The sequence below is a fragment of the Rhodococcus artemisiae genome (assembly GCF_036327795.1).
In the GTDB taxonomy this organism is placed as follows: Bacteria; Actinomycetota; Actinomycetes; order Mycobacteriales; family Mycobacteriaceae; genus Rhodococcus; species Rhodococcus artemisiae.
In genome coordinates, this window is the sequence record NZ_JAUTXY010000004.1 from 355,989 (window position 1) to 371,931 (window position 15,943).

Below are 15,943 nucleotides of genomic sequence, written 5' to 3' on the forward strand. Positions count from 1 at the left end.
GAGACCGCCCGGTCGGTAGCCCCGGATTACCGGAGCGACAAGCGTCGGCGGGCCCCCGCATACTCTGCGGTCAGGCGCGCGACTACGTCTGCCGCGGGCACCACCGAGTCGATCGCGCCCACACCCTGGCCCGCGCCCCACACGTCGCGCCACGCCTTGGTGCTGTTGTCCGAGCCGAAGCTCATCGCAGACGGATCCGACTCGGCGAGGTTGTCGGGGTCGAGGCCCGCAGCCTCGATGCTGCCGCGCAGGTAGTTGCCGTGGACGCCCGTGAACAGATTCGAGTAGACGATGTCCGACGCGGTCGAGTCCACGAGCATCTGCTTGTAGCCGTCCACGGCGTTCGCCTCGTCGGTGGCGATGAACACCGACCCTGCGTAGGCGAGGTCTGCACCGGCTGCCTGCGCCGCGAGGATCGCGTTGCCGTGCGCGATCGACCCCGACAGGAGCAGAGGCCCGTCGAACCACTCGCGGATTTCCTGGAGGAGGGCGAAGGGCGACTGGGTGCCGGCGTGTCCGCCCGCGCCCGCGGCGACCGCGATCAGGCCGTCGGCGCCCTTCTCGATCGCCTTCCGTGCGAAGCGGTTGTCGATGACGTCGTGCAGCACGATGCCGCCGTACGAGTGCACGGCGTCGTAGACGTCGGTGCGTGCACCGAGCGAGGTGATGACGATCGGAACCTCGAACTCGACGACTGTCGCGAGATCCTGCTCGAGGCGGTCGTTGGACCGGTGCACGATCAGATTCACCGCGTACGGAGCCGACGGTGCGTCGGGATTGTTCGCGTCGTGCTTGGCGAGGTCCTCGGTGATCCGGGTGAGCCACTCACGTAGCTGCGACTGGGGTCGCGCGTTCAGCGACGGGAACGAGCCGACGATGCCCGCAGTGCATTGTGCGATGACGAGATCGGGATTCGACACGATGAACATCGGCGACGCGACGAGCGGCAGGCGCAGCCGGTCTTGCAGGACGGGTGGCAGACTCACAGCTCTCCCTCACAGGGTTCGGACGCGGATGTGCTGAGCGTAGAACCCCGGGTGATCGACCGGAAATCGTGGTGGGTCCGACGCCGGTCGCCGCCTTGCCGGGGCGGGCGGTTAAGGTGAATGCCGGAGTGTCGTGGTCACTGCACGTCACTGTTACGTCGAGTGTGGAGGTAATCGGGCATGTTTGAACTGATCGGCATGGTCATCGTGGTCGCTTGTATTGCCGTCGTCGTGGCCTGCTGCCTGACCCTGCTCGTGGCGTCGACCATCGGACCGCACTTCCTCCTGGCGTCGGACAAGAAGAACGCCGAGGTCGAGCGGAACACGCCCGCCCGCGTCTGACCCCGGCCCGACCTCGTAGGAGTCCGAGCGCCTACCCCCAGCCCAGCTGGTGGAGGCGCTCCTCTTCGATTCCGAAGTAATGTGCAATCTCGTGCACGACCGTCACCGCGACTTCGTGCACCACGTCCTCGTCGGTGTCGCAGATGTCGAGGATCGCGTCGCGGTAGATCGTGATCGTGTCGGGTAGCGATCCGGCGTAGTGGCTGTCGCGTTCGGTCAGCGCGATCCCCTGGTACAGACCCAGCAGGCTCGGCTCGTCCTCGTGCCGCGGCTCGACGAGCACCACCACGTTGTCGATCGCTCGCGTGAGTTCTGCGGGAATCTCGTCGAGTGCATCCGAGACGAGTCCGTCGAAGCGCTCGTCGCTCATCTCCACCATGGGGTCAGCCTCCCGGGAGGGGAGCCGCGCCGGGGAGCGGCGTGGGGAGCGACCTGCCCTCGGGCTGCGGAGGCGGCGGAACCGGCGGCTGGCCGTCGATCAGGATGTCGCCCTTCGCACTGCCCGTGATGGAGGCGAAGCCGCCGCCGTCGACCTGCTTGCCGACCGAGCAGTTGACCTTGCGGCTGCCCGCCAGCCAGCTGTCGAAGTTCACGTTGTCCCAGAACAGCGTCAGCGTCTTGTTCCTCAACGCCTCGGGGTCGCCCAGGTACTCGTTCACACGCTCCGTGCAGGTCTGCTCGAGGTAGGCGTCCTGATCCTCGACACTCGGCACTCCGCCCGGGAAGTTCTCGGACAGGTCCACCGTGGCGACCACTTCGAACGCATGCGGCTTCGAGCACTCGACGGGATCGGCCGGGACCCCGTTGTTGATGCCGATGCACAGGCCGACATCCCAGGCGCGGGACTGGTCCTGATCGGCGACCTGGCCCTTGATGGGCAGCAGGTTGCCTGTGGTCGACGAGAACTGCAGTCCACAGCGCAGCGTGCGTTCACCGGCGGCCCAACCGGCTTCGCCGGGGTTGATCAGTCCGACGCTGAACTTTCCGTGCGGATCGAAGTGGCCGCCCAGGTAGTCCATTGCCGCAGGTTCGCACTGCTCGTCGCGGAGTTCGGTGAACCGCACCACCGACGGGAAACGCGACCCCGGCCCCCACTCGGCGCCGGGGAACACGCTCAGGTCGATATCTCGGACCACCTCGAACAGGTGAGTCTGCTCGCAGTCCACCTTCGCGAGGTCGCTCGCATCGAGCTCCGTCCAGCTCAGACAGTCTCCGCTGGTGGAGGTACCGAACGCTTCACCGGCGACGGCACCGGTCGACGGCGACGCAGCGCTGCTGTTTCCGTCGACGGTGTCGGTGCCCTGGAAGCCCGCGACGACGAACGTCGCGATCGCGGCGAGGACCGCGCCCGCAGCTACGAATACCAACGCGCGCCGCGTCAGCTTTGCTGACGGCGGACGCCGTACCGGCTTCTTCTTCTTGTCTTCGGCCATCACCTCCCATCATGCCCTGGCCCAGTCCCTGCGGGTAACGTCGGTTCATGGCCGACGACCAGATCGATCCCCGTATCCAGGAGATCGCGCAGCGTTGCTTCGACGCAGCGCGCGCAGGCGACAGCGAGACCTTGGCGACATATATCGAGGCAGGCGTCCCCGCAAACCTGACGAACGGAGCGGGCGACACCCTCGTCATGCTCGCCTCCTACCGCGGGAACGCCGCTGCCGTGCGAGTCCTCATCGACAACGGCGCGGACGTGAATCGTGCGAACGACCGCGGCCAGACTCCGCTCGCCGGCGCGGTCTTCAAGGGCGAAGAAGAGGTTGTGCGGATGCTCACCGACGCGGGCGCGGATCCGCTGGGCGGGCACCCCACCGCGGTGGACGCGGCGCAGATGTTCGGGCGCGAGGACTACCTGCAGCTCTGGCAAAGGTAGGCTTCACCTTCGTGATCGACCTCAAGTTCCTCCGCGAGAATCCCGACACCGTTCGCGCCTCGCAGCGCACTCGAGGCGAGGACCCCAGTCTCGTCGATGCGCTGCTCGATGCGGATGCCTCCCGTCGCGCCGCTGTGCTGGCGGGCGACAACGCCCGCGCCGAGCAGAAGGCGCTCGGTAAGAAGGTCGGTAAGGCATCCCCGGAGGAGCGGCCCGCGCTGCTCGACGGCGCGAAGGAACTCGCGGCCGAGGTGAAGGAACTCGAAGCCGAGCAGAAGGCCGCGCAGGAGGCGCTCGAGCGGGCGCACATGGCGATCTCCAACGTCGTCCAAGAGGGTGCTCCGGCCGGCGGTGAGGACGATTTCGTCACCCTGGAGACGGTTGGTGACCTGCCGACGTTCGATTTCGAGCCGAAGGATCACCTCACTCTCGGAGAGTCGCTGGGCCTGATCGATATGGAGCGCGGCGCGAAGGTCTCCGGTGCGCGCTTCTACTTCCTCACCGGCTACGGTGCGCTCCTGCAGCTCGGTCTGCTCCAGCTCGCTGCGCAGAAGGCCACGGCCAACGGATTCACCATGATGATCCCGCCGGTGCTGGTACGCCCCGAGATCATGCGTGGCACCGGCTTCCTGGGGCAGCACGCCGACGAGGTGTATCACCTCGAGGACGACGACCTGTACCTCGTCGGCACGTCCGAGGTCCCGCTCGCCGGCTACCACTCGGGGGAGATCCTCGACCTGTCCGGCGGCCCGAAGCGCTACGCGGGCTGGTCGTCCTGCTTCCGCCGCGAGGCCGGCAGCTACGGCAAGGACACCCGCGGCATCATCCGCGTGCACCAGTTCGACAAGGTCGAGATGTTCGTCTACTGCAAGCCCGAGGACGCGACCGCGGAGCATCAGCGGCTGCTGGCGTGGGAACGCGAGATGCTCGCCGCGATCGATGTGCCCTACCGGGTCATCGACGTCGCAGGCGGCGACCTCGGATCCTCGGCGGCCCGCAAGTTCGACTGCGAGGCATGGGTTCCCACTCAGGAGCGTTACCGCGAACTGACGTCGACGTCGAACTGCACCACGTTCCAGGCCCGTCGCCTCGGCGTTCGTTATCGCGACGAGAACGGCAAGCCGCAGACCGCCGCGACCCTCAACGGGACGTTGGCGACCACGCGTTGGCTCGTCGCGCTCCTCGAGAATCACCAGCAGGCCGACGGCACCGTCGAGGTTCCCCCGGCGCTGGTTCCGTTCGTCGGGCGCGAGGTGCTCGAGCCCGTCGGCTGATCGATCCCATCAGGGCGGGTGTGCTCAGCTCAGGATGAGGCAACTCGTGGAGCCGGTGGCCAACAGTTTCCCCTGATCGTCGCGTGCTTCACCGCGCGCGATCGCAGTGCGGCGACCGGTGTGTTCGCAGAACCCTTGCACCCGTACCACGTGGCCCGGCTGTACCGCACGCAGATAACGCACCTGCAGGTCGAGTGTCGTGTAGCCGACGCCCGCGTCGAGTGTGCTCGACACGGAGAATCCCATTGCCGTGTCGAACAAGGTGGCGAGCACCCCGCCGTGCACGCTGCCGACGGCGTTGGCGTGGAACTCCTGCACCTCCAGGGTCACCTCGACGAATCCTTCCCGGGCGTCGGTGACGGTGAAACCCAGCGTCCGGGACGTGGGGTGATGGGGGATGTTGCCGTCCATCAGTCCGCGCAGGAAATCCAGTCCCTGCATATCGCGGTTGGCTGCCGATGTCGGTGCCGGATCTTCCCACGTGTAGGTGCGCTGCCGGTTCGGTTCGTTGTCCTTGCTCACAACTGACGACGGTATCGGACGACCATGTCGTTCGTGACACACGCGAGCCGGAGTGCCATGCTGGACCCATGCGCCGACGATGTTGATTCAGCCGTTCGACCTCGCTGTCCGTCCGGGCGGTCGCCTACGCGGCCACTCGCGAATTCGTGCCGCTCTACGGTCTCTATGCGCTGCTGTTCGAAGACCACGGCCTGAGCACCGGCAGTATTTCGTCGCTGTTCGTCCTGTGGTCCGTAGTTGCGTTCGTCTCGGAGGTTCCGTCGGGCGCGTGGGCCGATACGGTGTCGCGCCGTGGCCTGCTTCTCGGCAGTGGCGTCCTGTTCACGGCGACCTTCACGATCTGGATGGTCTGGCCCACTGTCTGGGGGTTCGCGGCAGGGTTCGTGCTGTGGGGTGTCAGTGAATCCCTGAAATCGGGCACGTTCGAGGCACTCCTCTACGACGAGCTCGCGGCGCTCGACGCCGAACACAGGTACGCCGCCGTGATGGGGTACGCGAATGCCGGCGAGATGGTGTGCGTGTTCGTCGCGATCCTGTCGGCATCCCCGCTGTTCGGGCTCGGCGGCTATGCGCTGGTCGGTTGGCTGTCCGTCGCGATCACCGTCGCGAACATGCTGCTGGTCCTGACGTTGCCGTGTGCGCCCTGTGCGATGGAGGCAGACGAACTCGACGGCACCGGCGACACGGCGACCTCGGTGCCGCCTCCGTCGGCGGTGCTCGCTCGCTACGTTTCGGCGCTGCGCGACGGCACGACCGAAGTGCGCACCGACAAGGTGGTACGCCGCGCGGTGGTCCTTGCCGCGGCGCTACTCGCGTGTCTTGCATTCGACGAGTACTTCGGCCTGCTCGCACGGGAAGGTGGGGCGACCATCGAGCAGGTGCCGGTTCTGGTCGCGCTGACGGTGGTCGGTCAGGTGATCGGTGCTGCGGCCGCGGGCAGGACCGCCTCGATGAGTGGCCGGGTGATGAGTGCGGTGGTGATTGCGGGGGCGATGCTCCTCGCGGCCGGCGCGATGGTGGGTGGTGTCGTCGGGTTCATCGCGATCGGGTTCGGGTACGGGGCGCTGCAGAACACCGCCATCGTTGCCGAGGCCCGTCTGCAGGACACGATGTCGGGCCGCACCCGCGCGACGGTGACCTCGGTGGTGGGTCTGACGAGCGAGGTGATGTCGGTTGCAGTGTTCGCGTGGTTCGCGGTGGGCTCGGCATGGATTCCGCTGTCTGCGCTTGTGGTGTCGACGGTATTGCCGCTACTCGTGGTAGGTATCACTGCCGTCCGATGGCTGCCCGACCGGGGCTCCTCAGCAGCTTCTTAACCGGAGGCTCTAGCCTCGACGCACATGCGTGCACGTCTGCTCACCATGATCACCGCAGTTTCCGGGTTGGCCCTTGTGGGCGCCGGATCGACCTTCGCCTACCTCGATTCGCCCGACACCACCGTGACCGTCACCGAACAGGAGGCTGGCGGCGCCGACGTCGACGATGCCCGCAGCACGTTGCAACAGGCGAGTCTTCCCCTCTCGATCCTCGACGGTGGAGTCGGCCAGCTCACGGACGGCAGTCGTCAGCTCGACGACGGCGCACAGCAACTCGCGGACGGACTCGGTCAGGCCCGGGACGGGGGACAGCAGCTTGCGGACGGACTCGACCAGCTCGAGGGCGGCGTGGGTCTGCTCGGCGACGGGGCCTCCCAGATCAGCGGGGGCGTCGACGAAGTGGTCACCCGGCTCACCGGATTCGGTGAGATGCAGGGCAGCGTCACCACGCAGCTGACGACCGTCGCCGACACTCTCGATCTGTCCGGCGATCCTGTGTCGCGCTCGGCATCCGGGAAGATCCGGGATCTGGTCGACATGTTGAACACGCAGGGGCTGGGGCCCGACACCATGGACCAGCTCGCGCAGCTGCGCGGCGGCGCACAGCAGCTCGCCTACGAACTCACCGACCCGAACGCGGAATTCGTCGCGGGTATGGCCCAGGCTACCGACGGCTCCCGGCAACTGCGTGACGGCCTGATCCTGCTGGACGACGGTGGCCGGCAACTGACCGACGGCACCGGTCAGCTCGTGGCGGGGGTCGGACCGGTGAGCAATGTCGTCCAGAGCATCTCGGGCAACGTGCGGGATGCGACGGAGGCGCTGCCGCGGTCCGGTGACGCGCAGGCCGCCGAACCCACCGTGGAGGCGGGGGATCGTCAGTGGTGGCCTTTCGCGTTGATCGCAGTCGGCGCGGTGCTGTTGCTCGTGCCGGCGTTCGCACCGCGCCCTGCGGTCACGCCGATTCCGGGCGACGCGACTGTGTGACCAGCAATTCTGTGATCAGTGCGGGCAGCCGCTCGCGCCACTGAACCCAGTCGTGACCACCCGCGAACGTCCCCGAACGAATCGGGTGCCCGGCCGCGGCCAGCCGATCGGTGGCGTCGGCGACCTCGCCGAGCATCATCCACTCGAGTGAACCCACCTCGCTGAGGATGGGTACGTCGCCGCCGTTGTCGGCCTTCGCGAGTGTCGGCACGTCGTGCCCGTGCTCGTCGTGCCACCACATCGACGGTGACAGGCAGGCTGCGCCGCGCACGGCATCGGGCCGGGTCAATGCGAAGAACATCGACGCGAGTCCGCCGTACGAGCAGCCGCCCACCGTCACGGGCTCGCCCGCATATGCGAGGAGGTCGTCGCGGAACCGAGGGTTGGCGGTCAGGTCGGACGCCCGCACGTTGCGTTCCTGTCCGTCGGCGCTCACGTGGTCGACGACGAGCACCCGCGCGGGGGCGTTCGCGGGATCGTCGAACGCGGCGAGCACCCGGTGGCGGCGGACCTCGTCGCCGTCGAACAACACGACGGTGCCGTGACCCGGCACGGGCGGGACGTAGGTGCCGACGCGACGCGGGATGCCGTCGAGTTCCACCGTCTCTGCCGTGAGGATGCCTTCCGGGAGCGCGCCCGTCCGGAGTCGCTGTGGCTCGGCGTCGGGGGCAGCGCCTTCGAACGATTCGATGGCACCCCGGCGGAAGTCGATCCACCACTGACGCTGGTCCACGTCGCCTTCCGGAACTGTGAGCGGTGCGTCCGACGGAATGAACGTGTACGCGCCGCGCCAACCGGCCGGAACCCGCACGGACAGGATCCACAACCGTAAGTCCGTGTCGCGGTGCATGCTTCCGGCGGGAATCCGGCTCCGGTCGGTGACGCAGTTGACATCGAGGAAGACGGCGGTCGTCGAGGGTGGCAATGCGGCGTCACCCACGGCGAACGTCGCAATCCAGTCACTGCCCTCGGAAGTGAAGACCACTGTTCCGTCACCCTGCAGCGCTTCCCGGACGGCACTCGGAGTGGGGACGGAACGATCGGGGGCCGGTCGGCGCTTCCTCGGCGAGGGTGGAGGAACGGTGGTGTTCTCGGTCAAGTCCGATCAGCCCTCTCCGCGGATCGCGGCCGCGATCTTGTCGGGTAGTTCCTGGCCGAGCCATGCCATGCTCAGCAGGCTGGTCGAGCGGAAACCGCGCCATTCTTCATCGGTCGGCTGGTAATGATGCCCGCCTCCGACCACGTTCAGTGAACTGAACACCGGCATCGCGTAGTACGTGTCGCGCAGACCGGTGTCGGGGAAGTAACCGATGAGCACATCCGCTTCGAGGAGACGGAGGTTCTCGGGGCTGAGCTGGTTGTCCTTGCCCTCCTCGACGTACTTCTCGGTTTCCGGCGCGGGGACGAGACCGAGGCTGCCGAGCAGCTGACTCGTGGCGGAGTCCGGTCCGGTGAGCAGACCTGCCTGATCGGCGGAGTGCAGCAGAGACACGACGTAGGTGGCGCCGTTCAGTTCCGGATTGCGTTCGGCAGCGGCCTCGAGTTCGGATTCGGTGGCCTCGATCTGGGCGTCGATGTCCTCGCGGGTACCGAACAGCTCGGAGACCCGTTGGGACTGCTCGGCCCACGTGTCGGCCTGCTCGGCTTCGGCGCGGGCCAGGGTGGGAGCGATGGCTGCGAGCTGCTCGTACACGGTGTCGGTGAGCTCGAGGCCGGTCGCGAGGATCAGATCGGGCTCGTAGGACGCGACTTCCTCGACCGGGACCTCGGTGCCGAAGTCGAGCAGCGGCGGGATCTCGCTGCCGAGTTCTGTGATCGCTTCCTCGGTCCACGGCATGACCGGCTTGACCACCGATTGCGCCATCGCGACCGGAACGACACCCGACGCGAGGGCGGCGTCGTTGTCGGACACCGACAGGGTGACCACTCGCTCGGGCGTGCCTTCGACCGTGGTCTCGCCGAACCGATGGCCCACTGTGACCGACGCTGCGTCATCGGTCGGCGACGCAGCGTCCGACGAACCCGACGAACATGCCGCGACGAACAGCAGCGGAACCGCGGCGAGTGAGACGGCAATCCGACCGAATCTCATGGTGACCTCCTCGATGACCAGCAAACGGGAGGCAAGCCTAACCTGAGCAGGTCGGGTGTGGTTCCGGTAGTTCCGGTTACCCGGAACTACCGGAACCACACAACGGCGTCAGAGCTTGCTGCTACGCAGCTCATGCCCCTTCGACGTCTTGCAGCGACCTGACTCGAGATCCCACTGCCAGCCGTGGAGGTTGCAGGTGAGGGTGGTGCCGTCGACGACGCCGAACTTGGACAGGTCGGCCTTCAGGTGCGGGCAGCGGCGCTGAATCTCGTAGCCGCCCAGCTCGATCGACGCCGTGTCGTCGTGTGCCTCGGCGAACCAGCCGTCCGCGTAGGCGATTCGTTCATCGGTGAGGCACTTGAAGAAGGTGTACAAGAACTCGTTGTACCCGCCGATGCGCCACGCCGTGAAGCGGGTGGACAGGAAGATCGTGTTGACCCAGTCGGGTTCGTCGTCGCGCAGGACAGTCCGCACCAGCTCCGGTGCGATTCGGAATCCGTAGCGGTACTTGCCTTCTCCTTCGATGGGCTCGCGCACGACCCGCTTCGGGAAATCCAGCACGACCGTCTCGGCGTCGTCGCCCGAGCCCATGACCAGACCCACGGGGTAACCGATGCCGTCGCAGATCAGGTCGGACTGCGCCATGATCGGCTCGAACTTCGCCTTGAGCGCGGGCAGCAACGGCTCACCCTCGGCGGGCGCCCACGTGGCCTTCTCTGCCGCGATGACCGGCGCGAACCGCTGTGCCATGTCCTCGATGTAGGCGGCCTTGTCGGTGAAGATCGCATCGACCTGCTCATCCGGGATCGGATGCGTGAGTGTCATCCGATCCTTGCCTGCCAGATCCACGGTCGACCCCGGGATCATGAGCAGGCCGCCGTCGCGCCCGTGGATACGCAGCTGTTCGAGGAACACGTGCTGGTCGGGGAAGATGTTCCCCTCGTCGCCGTGGTCGTCGTTGAGGTCGCGCAGATCGTCGTCGAGGAACACCGGCGGCCCGGCCGACGGCACGATCCAGGTGGCGCCGACCTGCTCGATGTAGCTGCGGCAGCGATCCATGCCGCGCCGGCGCTTCTGCTTACCGAAGTTGGCCTTGGTCTTCTTCGGGATGTCGTAGACCATCGGGTACCAGATGGCACCCGAGTACTGCAGCAGATGGATGTCGATGTGGCCGAACGCCTCGTGCATCGGATCCATGTCGATCGGGCGCGCGTCGTTCATGTTGAACACGGTGCTCTCGCCGTCGGAGACGACGAGACCGGAGTCGCCGATCGGACCGTCGGCAGGGGCCCGCAACGCGATGATCATGATGTCGAGAGCGCCGGGCTGGAGCGGAGCCTGCGGAGCGACCTCGATTCCGGCCGCCGAGATCCGGTGCTTGACGGAGTCGATGGTCTCGAAGAACTTGGTGAAGCCCAGCGCCTCGAGTTCACGCCGCAGATCCGGCACCGGGTAGTCCGGCAGCAGCACCGTCGCGTCCTTGCTGACGTGCTTGCTCAGGGTGCCCGGATCGAAATGATCCTTGTGCAGGTGCGACACGTACAGGTAGTCGACGTTGCCGAGTGCATCCCAATCGAGCCCGGTGTTGTCGGGAAACGGTACCCACGATGCGAAGTACGCGGGGTTGACCCAGGGGTCGCACAGGATGGACCCGGCCTCGGTCCGAATATGAAACCCTGCGTGTCCGACGCTGGTGATCTGCACTTCGTTGCCTCCTGACGTGCTGACCGACGTGACCCCAGGGTAGGCGGAGCCGCTCAGCCCACTGCGCCCAGGCAGTATCCGTTCGACGCGATTGTGACGTAGACAACCAGGTCACGAGCCGTTCCTGCCTCGACGATCGGGATCGTCACACTCCCGTAGACGTCGTCGACAGGTGAGAAGGTCGCAGATTCCGCGTCGAAGGATGTCACGTCGTCGAGGGCATCGGGATCGGTCCACAGCGGCGGCACGACCGGGTTGCCGGTGCCCCACGGATCCCAGATCCCCATCCCGGGGCAGATCAGGGGATAGTCCTCCTCGGTGTCGCTCGGGTCCACCGGATCGCCCACGGCGCGTCCGAGGAACCGTTCCACCGCGTAGACGGCGTCGTCATCGGTGTAGATGCCGCTGTCATCGGTCGCGTGGACATAGGGGCAGGCGTAGCCGGAGGAGATCTCACTGCGCAGCACCGACACATCGGTGTCGTTCGCGGACCACGTCACCGCGAACTGGCCGTCGAGTCCGGTCTGCTGCACCGCGGCGCTGATCGCGTCGGCATCGGCGTACATCTCCTCGGCTCGTTCCGGTGCGATCGTCCAGCATTTGCCGACCACGTCGGTGCCCGCCAGCAGATCGTTCGTCCACCCCTGTAGGGCCGCGGCGGCCGCGGCGTTGCCGGGCACGTCGCCGACCGTGACCCCAGGTGTTGCGGCCTCCGTCGAGGGAGCCGTGGCGGAATCCCCGTCGGTTGCGGCGCCCCCGCTGTCCGAGGAGACCGCTGCGGGCGGTTCGGGAGTCTCGGTGGGAATGCCGGACTGCCCATCGCCGGCGCATCCGGTCGCGGCCAACGCCAGTGCGACAGCGGTGCCTGCGACGACGAACAGGCGGGGTTTTCCGGTGGTGATGGTCAATATTCTCGCCCCTGACGTCGATCGCGGTCGGTCCGATGCGGTGGACCCGGCTACGCTAACCGACGTGGAACCCTTCTACCGGACCATCATCGGCGTGGCACGCACACTGTTCGCAGCCCAAGGCCTGAAATTCACGATTTCCGGGGCGGAACACATCCCGGCGACCGGGGGTGCGGTCATCGCGATGAACCACACGGGCTACATGGACTTCACCTACGCGGGCATTCCCGCGCGCGAAACCAAGCGGTACATCCGGTTCATGGCGAAGAAAGAAGTGTTCGACAACAAGATCTCCGGGCCGATGATGCGCGCCATGAAGCACATCCCCGTCGACCGCGGCGATGCCGGCGACTCCTATCGGCTTGCAGTCGAGGCGCTTCGCAGGGGTGATCTCGTCGGCGTGTTCCCCGAGGAGACGATCAGCCGTAGTTTCGAACTCAAGGACTTCCGGTCAGGTGCGGCCCGGATGGCGCTCGAGGCCGGTGTGCCCGTCGTCCCCATGGTGCTGTGGGGGTCGCAGCGGGTGTGGACCAAGGGGCACCCGAAGCGACTCGGTCGAACGAACACTCCGATCACCATCATCGTCGGGGCGCCGATCGAGCCGTACGAGCCTGCCGCCGAGATGACCGCACAGCTGCACACCACCATGGAGCAGATGCTGCAGGAAGCCCAGAAGAACTATCGCCACGAGCAGGGTGCCTATTGGGTGCCGAAGCGGCTCGGCGGTTCGGCCCCGAGTCCCGAGGAAGCGAACCTCGAGGACGCTCGCGTGGCGGCGGAACGGCGTGCCCGCAAGGAGCAGCAACGTGCTCGACGTGAGGCCGGTGGGCACAGTGGGGACGAGCCGGGCGCGAACGGAAAAGGTCCTTCGGCACAATGACCGAGTGAGTCCCCAACGTCCGAGCCTTGTCGCGACCGATGTCGACGGCACCCTGATCGACGACACGGAGCAGATTTCCGACCGAACCCGCAGCGCAGTGCACGCGGTGATCGATTCCGGAACCCCGTTCGTCCTCGCGACCGGTCGCCCGCCGCGGTGGATCGCGCCGGTGGTCGAACAGCTCCGGTACGCGCCGCTCGCGGTGTGCGCCAACGGCGCAGTGCTCTACGACAGCGCCACCGATCGAGTGCTCAGCGCCGCGCTGCTCGGCACGGACGAATTGTCGTGGCTCGCCGATCTCGCGGCCACGGTCCTGCCGGGCAGCGGTCTCGCCGCCGAACGGGTCGGAGCGAGCGCACACGATGCCGCGACACCTCAGTTCGTGAGTTCACCGGGTTACGAGCACGCGTGGCTCAACCCGGACAACACCGAACTCGCCGAGCACGACGTGATCGCCGAGCCGGCCATCAAGCTGCTGATCCGGCAGCCGGGTATCAGCAGCGCCGAAATGGCCGAGGTGCTCCTGCCGGAACTCCACGGTCTCGTCGACCTGACGTATTCGACCGACAACGGGCTCATCGAGATCTCCGCGGCGGGCATCACGAAGGCGGCAGGACTCCAGGAAGCCGCTCGGCATCTCGGGGTGACGGCCGATCATCTCGTTGCGTTCGGCGACATGCCCAACGACATTCCGATGCTGTCGATGGCACGGCACGGTGTGGCGATGGAGAACGCGCATCCCGAGGCCAAATCGGTGGCAGACGAAGTCACTGCCACCAACGTCGAGGACGGGGTTGCCCGCATCCTCGAACGCTGGTGGCAGTGACTCGTTTACGCCGGTGACCGAAGGTCAGCCTGCAGGCACCGGTTCGGGTGCCGGCGCGGCTTCCGGTGCCGGTGCAGGTTCCGGAGCGACCGCGGCGGCCGCAGGTTCCTGCATCGACTCCTCGTAGGCGTCGTTGTAAGCGCGGAGCACCTTCGTGACGACACCGGTGACCTCGTTGAAGATCAGCGAACCGAACTCGAAGTCCGACCGCCAACCGTCCGGCACCCGGTACTCGTCGCTGGTGGGCAACCCCAGCTCACCAGCGTCGAGCCCGGACTTCTGCCACGCCTGGTAGATCTCGCCGAGCACCGTCCACACACCGCCGTTGGGCGAGGTGTAGATGGCCCCGTTGACGAACTGGGCGCTCTCGAATCCGCCCCTTGCGGGAAGGATCGATGTCATGGCCGTACCCAGACGTCCGGTCTCGCCGCCTTCGGCGATCCATTTCTGGGCCAGCGGGTGATTATCGGCGAGACGAATCAGTTCCTGCACGAGGTTCTGGACGTTCTCGGCCGATCCGGTGGCCGGTGTCCCGGCATCGGTGTCGGGCACTGCATCGCGTGCGGGCGGAGGAGTGTCCGTCGCGAGATCGGTGCTCGGGCTCGTGCCCTTCGCGGCTTCCGCGGCGATGTTGCGGATCTTGTCCATCTGGGCGTATCCGCCGTCGCCGGGGCAACTGGTGCTGCCGACGTCGCGGTGGGCGAAGATGACCGGCAGGTCGACGGACGCGCCCCTCGGGTACGGGGTGAACGAGGTGCCTTCCGAGTACATCGTGGTGCGGCCCTTGGGATCGAGCCCTGCCTTCGCGAGCCGCCATCCGAGGAACTTGCCCACGGCGTCGACGGTGGTCTCGGGCGGTGTCGCCGACGAGAAGTCTCCCATCATCGCGATACCCATCGTGTTCTCGTTGAAGCCACCCGCGTGGGCGCCCTGCACATTGCGGTCGAGACCGCCGGCGCGACCTTCGAAGATCTGGCCGTACTTGTCGACGAGCACGTTGTACCCCACGTCGCACCAGCCGAGTGTCTGCGAGTGGTACGCGTAGATCGCACGCACGATCTCCGCGGATTCCGCCTTGGAATAGTCGTTGCTGCCCGCAGTGTGGTGCACGGTGGCGCCGCCCAGCGAATCGTCGTAGGTCGGTTCGTCGCACCGGATCGATTCGTCGGCGCCCCACTGCGAGCGGGTGATGACCTCGAGGCCGGAGTCACCCACCGGGCCTGCGATGTCTTCGAGGGTGGCATCGGCGGGGCTGGTGCCCGGGTCGATGAGCACAGCGCTGACGCTGTCGGCGAGGACCTGAGCGGGGTCTTGGCCGTGCAGCGGGCGTGACGAGGACGCCGGTGCGTAACCGAGTTCGGGCGCGTCCTCTGCAGGTGTCGCGACGGGTGCCGGTGCCTCGGCGGGTACGGGTGCCTCGGCCGGTGCGGGAACTTCGCCCGGTGCGGGAACTTCAGCAGGTGCGGGAGCCCCGGGTGCAGCCGGTGCTTCGGGTGCTGCCGGCGCAGGTTCCTCGGGCGGCGCTTCGGCGCCGGCAAGGTTCGGTTCCGGACCCGGCCGCGGAGTCAACAGAACCTGCACGGCCTTGGTCGCACCGACGAAGATCGGCTCGGTGCCGCCGCGCGCGTCGGGGCTGGGGTTGTCGGGTCCGGCGTCGATGGGTTCGGTCACAGACCACGGACCCCACGTGCCGTCGTCGTTCTGCGCGCGGATCATCGCGTCGGTGTCGGCCACGTCGCTTGCCGTGAGGGCGACGAGGCTGAACGGCGTGTCGTGGGTGAGTTCCTTGACGACTGCGCCGACGTGCCCGATCGGTCCACCACCCGGATCGGGAGCCGTCGAGATCTGCGGGATGCCCTGGACGATCTCCCTGAGGCTCATGTCGGGCAGGTTGAGCCCGGTCAGTTCTTCGAGCGGGATCACGAGGTCGGGCACTGACGCGAGCACGACCTCGGCGATCGTGGGCGCGACCGCTTCGACGGAATCGCTGGTCTGACGGATATCGGTCTGGTCACTGGTGAAGCCGGACACCGCGAAAGGTGTTGCGACGGCCAGGGCGGCGACGGCACCCAGGACGATCGACGGCTTCGGGCGGCGATGCGGCACTGTTTGCTACTCCCTGTTGGTGTGCGCGGGTTCGGGCGGTCGATATCTCGGGCGGTCGATATCACTGGTCGGAATCCAACATCTTCGAGCCCGTTCCGCGCCGGAACGGACCGCCGATGAAGGCAAC

The 15,943-nt window shown here is 67.0% G+C and carries 16 protein-coding genes; 7 read left to right on the plus strand and 9 right to left on the minus strand.

All coding sequences use genetic code 11. The features are described 5' to 3' along the window. Window positions 1–26: 26 nt before the first annotated feature. Entirely contained in the window at window positions 27–986 is a 960-nt protein-coding gene (locus Q7514_RS11735) for an NAD(P)H-dependent flavin oxidoreductase (protein ID WP_330133420.1), read from the minus strand. 180 nt (window positions 987–1,166) lie between these two features. Here Q7514_RS11735 and Q7514_RS11740 point away from each other — a divergent pair, with 180 nt between their 5' ends. Further along, window positions 1,167–1,328 carry a hypothetical protein gene (locus Q7514_RS11740; RefSeq protein ID WP_330133421.1) on the plus strand — a complete coding sequence of 54 codons (162 nt, stop codon included), beginning with the start codon at window positions 1,167–1,169 and terminating at the stop codon, window positions 1,326–1,328. Between the two features lie 31 nt (window positions 1,329–1,359). Here Q7514_RS11740 and Q7514_RS11745 read toward each other — a convergent pair whose 3' ends face one another. Together Q7514_RS11745 and Q7514_RS11750 are read right to left on the minus strand one after the other, a co-directional pair. After that, a complete protein-coding gene (locus Q7514_RS11745; RefSeq protein WP_054717318.1) occupies window positions 1,360–1,698 on the minus strand; it encodes a metallopeptidase family protein in 339 nt (112 codons plus the stop codon). 13 nt (window positions 1,699–1,711) lie between these two features. Continuing rightward, window positions 1,712–2,761 carry a septum formation family protein gene (locus Q7514_RS11750; protein WP_330133422.1) on the minus strand — a complete coding sequence of 350 codons (1,050 nt, stop codon included), beginning with the start codon at window positions 2,759–2,761 and terminating at the stop codon, window positions 1,712–1,714. A gap of 47 nt (window positions 2,762–2,808) precedes the next feature. On the opposite strand from Q7514_RS11750, the gene Q7514_RS11755 reads away from it, so the two are divergent. Both Q7514_RS11755 and serS read left to right on the plus strand, forming a co-directional pair. Further along, the gene (locus Q7514_RS11755; protein WP_330133423.1) at window positions 2,809–3,201 is read left to right on the plus strand and encodes an ankyrin repeat domain-containing protein; all 393 of its coding nucleotides are present in this window, start codon (window positions 2,809–2,811) and stop codon (window positions 3,199–3,201) included. A gap of 11 nt (window positions 3,202–3,212) precedes the next feature. Further along, window positions 3,213–4,475 carry a serine--tRNA ligase gene (gene serS / locus Q7514_RS11760; RefSeq protein ID WP_330133424.1) on the plus strand — a complete coding sequence of 421 codons (1,263 nt, stop codon included), beginning with the start codon at window positions 3,213–3,215 and terminating at the stop codon, window positions 4,473–4,475. Window positions 4,476–4,499: 24 nt separating this feature from the next. On the opposite strand, the gene Q7514_RS11765 is transcribed toward serS, so the two are convergent. Then, window positions 4,500–4,916, minus strand: coding sequence for a PaaI family thioesterase (locus tag Q7514_RS11765; protein ID WP_408016076.1), 417 nt, complete (start codon window positions 4,914–4,916; stop codon window positions 4,500–4,502). Between the two features lie 227 nt (window positions 4,917–5,143). Between Q7514_RS11765 and Q7514_RS11770 the strand changes: the two genes are divergently transcribed. Then, a complete protein-coding gene (locus Q7514_RS11770; protein ID WP_330133426.1) occupies window positions 5,144–6,313 on the plus strand; it encodes an MFS transporter in 1,170 nt (389 codons plus the stop codon). A gap of 24 nt (window positions 6,314–6,337) precedes the next feature. Then, on the plus strand, window positions 6,338–7,300 hold the full coding sequence (locus Q7514_RS11775; RefSeq protein WP_330133427.1) for a hypothetical protein: 963 nt from the start codon (window positions 6,338–6,340) through the stop codon (window positions 7,298–7,300). On the opposite strand, the gene Q7514_RS11780 is transcribed toward Q7514_RS11775, so the two are convergent. From Q7514_RS11780 to Q7514_RS11795, 4 genes are all read right to left on the minus strand, one after another. Then, on the minus strand, window positions 7,269–8,285 hold the full coding sequence (locus Q7514_RS11780; protein WP_330133428.1) for an alpha/beta hydrolase-fold protein: 1,017 nt from the start codon (window positions 8,283–8,285) through the stop codon (window positions 7,269–7,271). The two genes, Q7514_RS11775 and Q7514_RS11780, sit on opposite strands and share 32 nt — an antisense overlap. Window positions 8,286–8,405: 120 nt before the next feature. After that, entirely contained in the window at window positions 8,406–9,392 is a 987-nt protein-coding gene (locus tag Q7514_RS11785) for an ABC transporter substrate-binding protein (protein ID WP_330133429.1), read from the minus strand. Between the two features lie 108 nt (window positions 9,393–9,500). Next, complete coding sequence (locus tag Q7514_RS11790) at window positions 9,501–11,096, minus strand: Rieske 2Fe-2S domain-containing protein (RefSeq protein ID WP_330133430.1); 1,596 nt, start codon at window positions 11,094–11,096, stop codon at window positions 9,501–9,503. 53 nt (window positions 11,097–11,149) lie between these two features. Beyond that, on the minus strand, window positions 11,150–12,004 hold the full coding sequence (locus tag Q7514_RS11795) for a hypothetical protein (protein WP_330133431.1): 855 nt from the start codon (window positions 12,002–12,004) through the stop codon (window positions 11,150–11,152). Window positions 12,005–12,068: 64 nt separating this feature from the next. Between Q7514_RS11795 and Q7514_RS11800 the strand changes: the two genes are divergently transcribed. Both Q7514_RS11800 and Q7514_RS11805 read left to right on the plus strand, forming a co-directional pair. Beyond that, window positions 12,069–12,884, plus strand: a complete 816-nt coding sequence (locus tag Q7514_RS11800) for a lysophospholipid acyltransferase family protein (RefSeq protein ID WP_330133432.1) — start codon at window positions 12,069–12,071, stop codon at window positions 12,882–12,884. 4 nt (window positions 12,885–12,888) lie between these two features. After that, window positions 12,889–13,710, plus strand: a complete 822-nt coding sequence (locus tag Q7514_RS11805; protein WP_330133433.1) for an HAD family hydrolase — start codon at window positions 12,889–12,891, stop codon at window positions 13,708–13,710. Between the two features lie 24 nt (window positions 13,711–13,734). Here Q7514_RS11805 and Q7514_RS11810 read toward each other — a convergent pair whose 3' ends face one another. Then, the gene (locus Q7514_RS11810) at window positions 13,735–15,816 is read right to left on the minus strand and encodes an N-acetylmuramoyl-L-alanine amidase (RefSeq protein WP_330133434.1); all 2,082 of its coding nucleotides are present in this window, start codon (window positions 15,814–15,816) and stop codon (window positions 13,735–13,737) included. Window positions 15,817–15,943 lie beyond the last annotated feature (127 nt).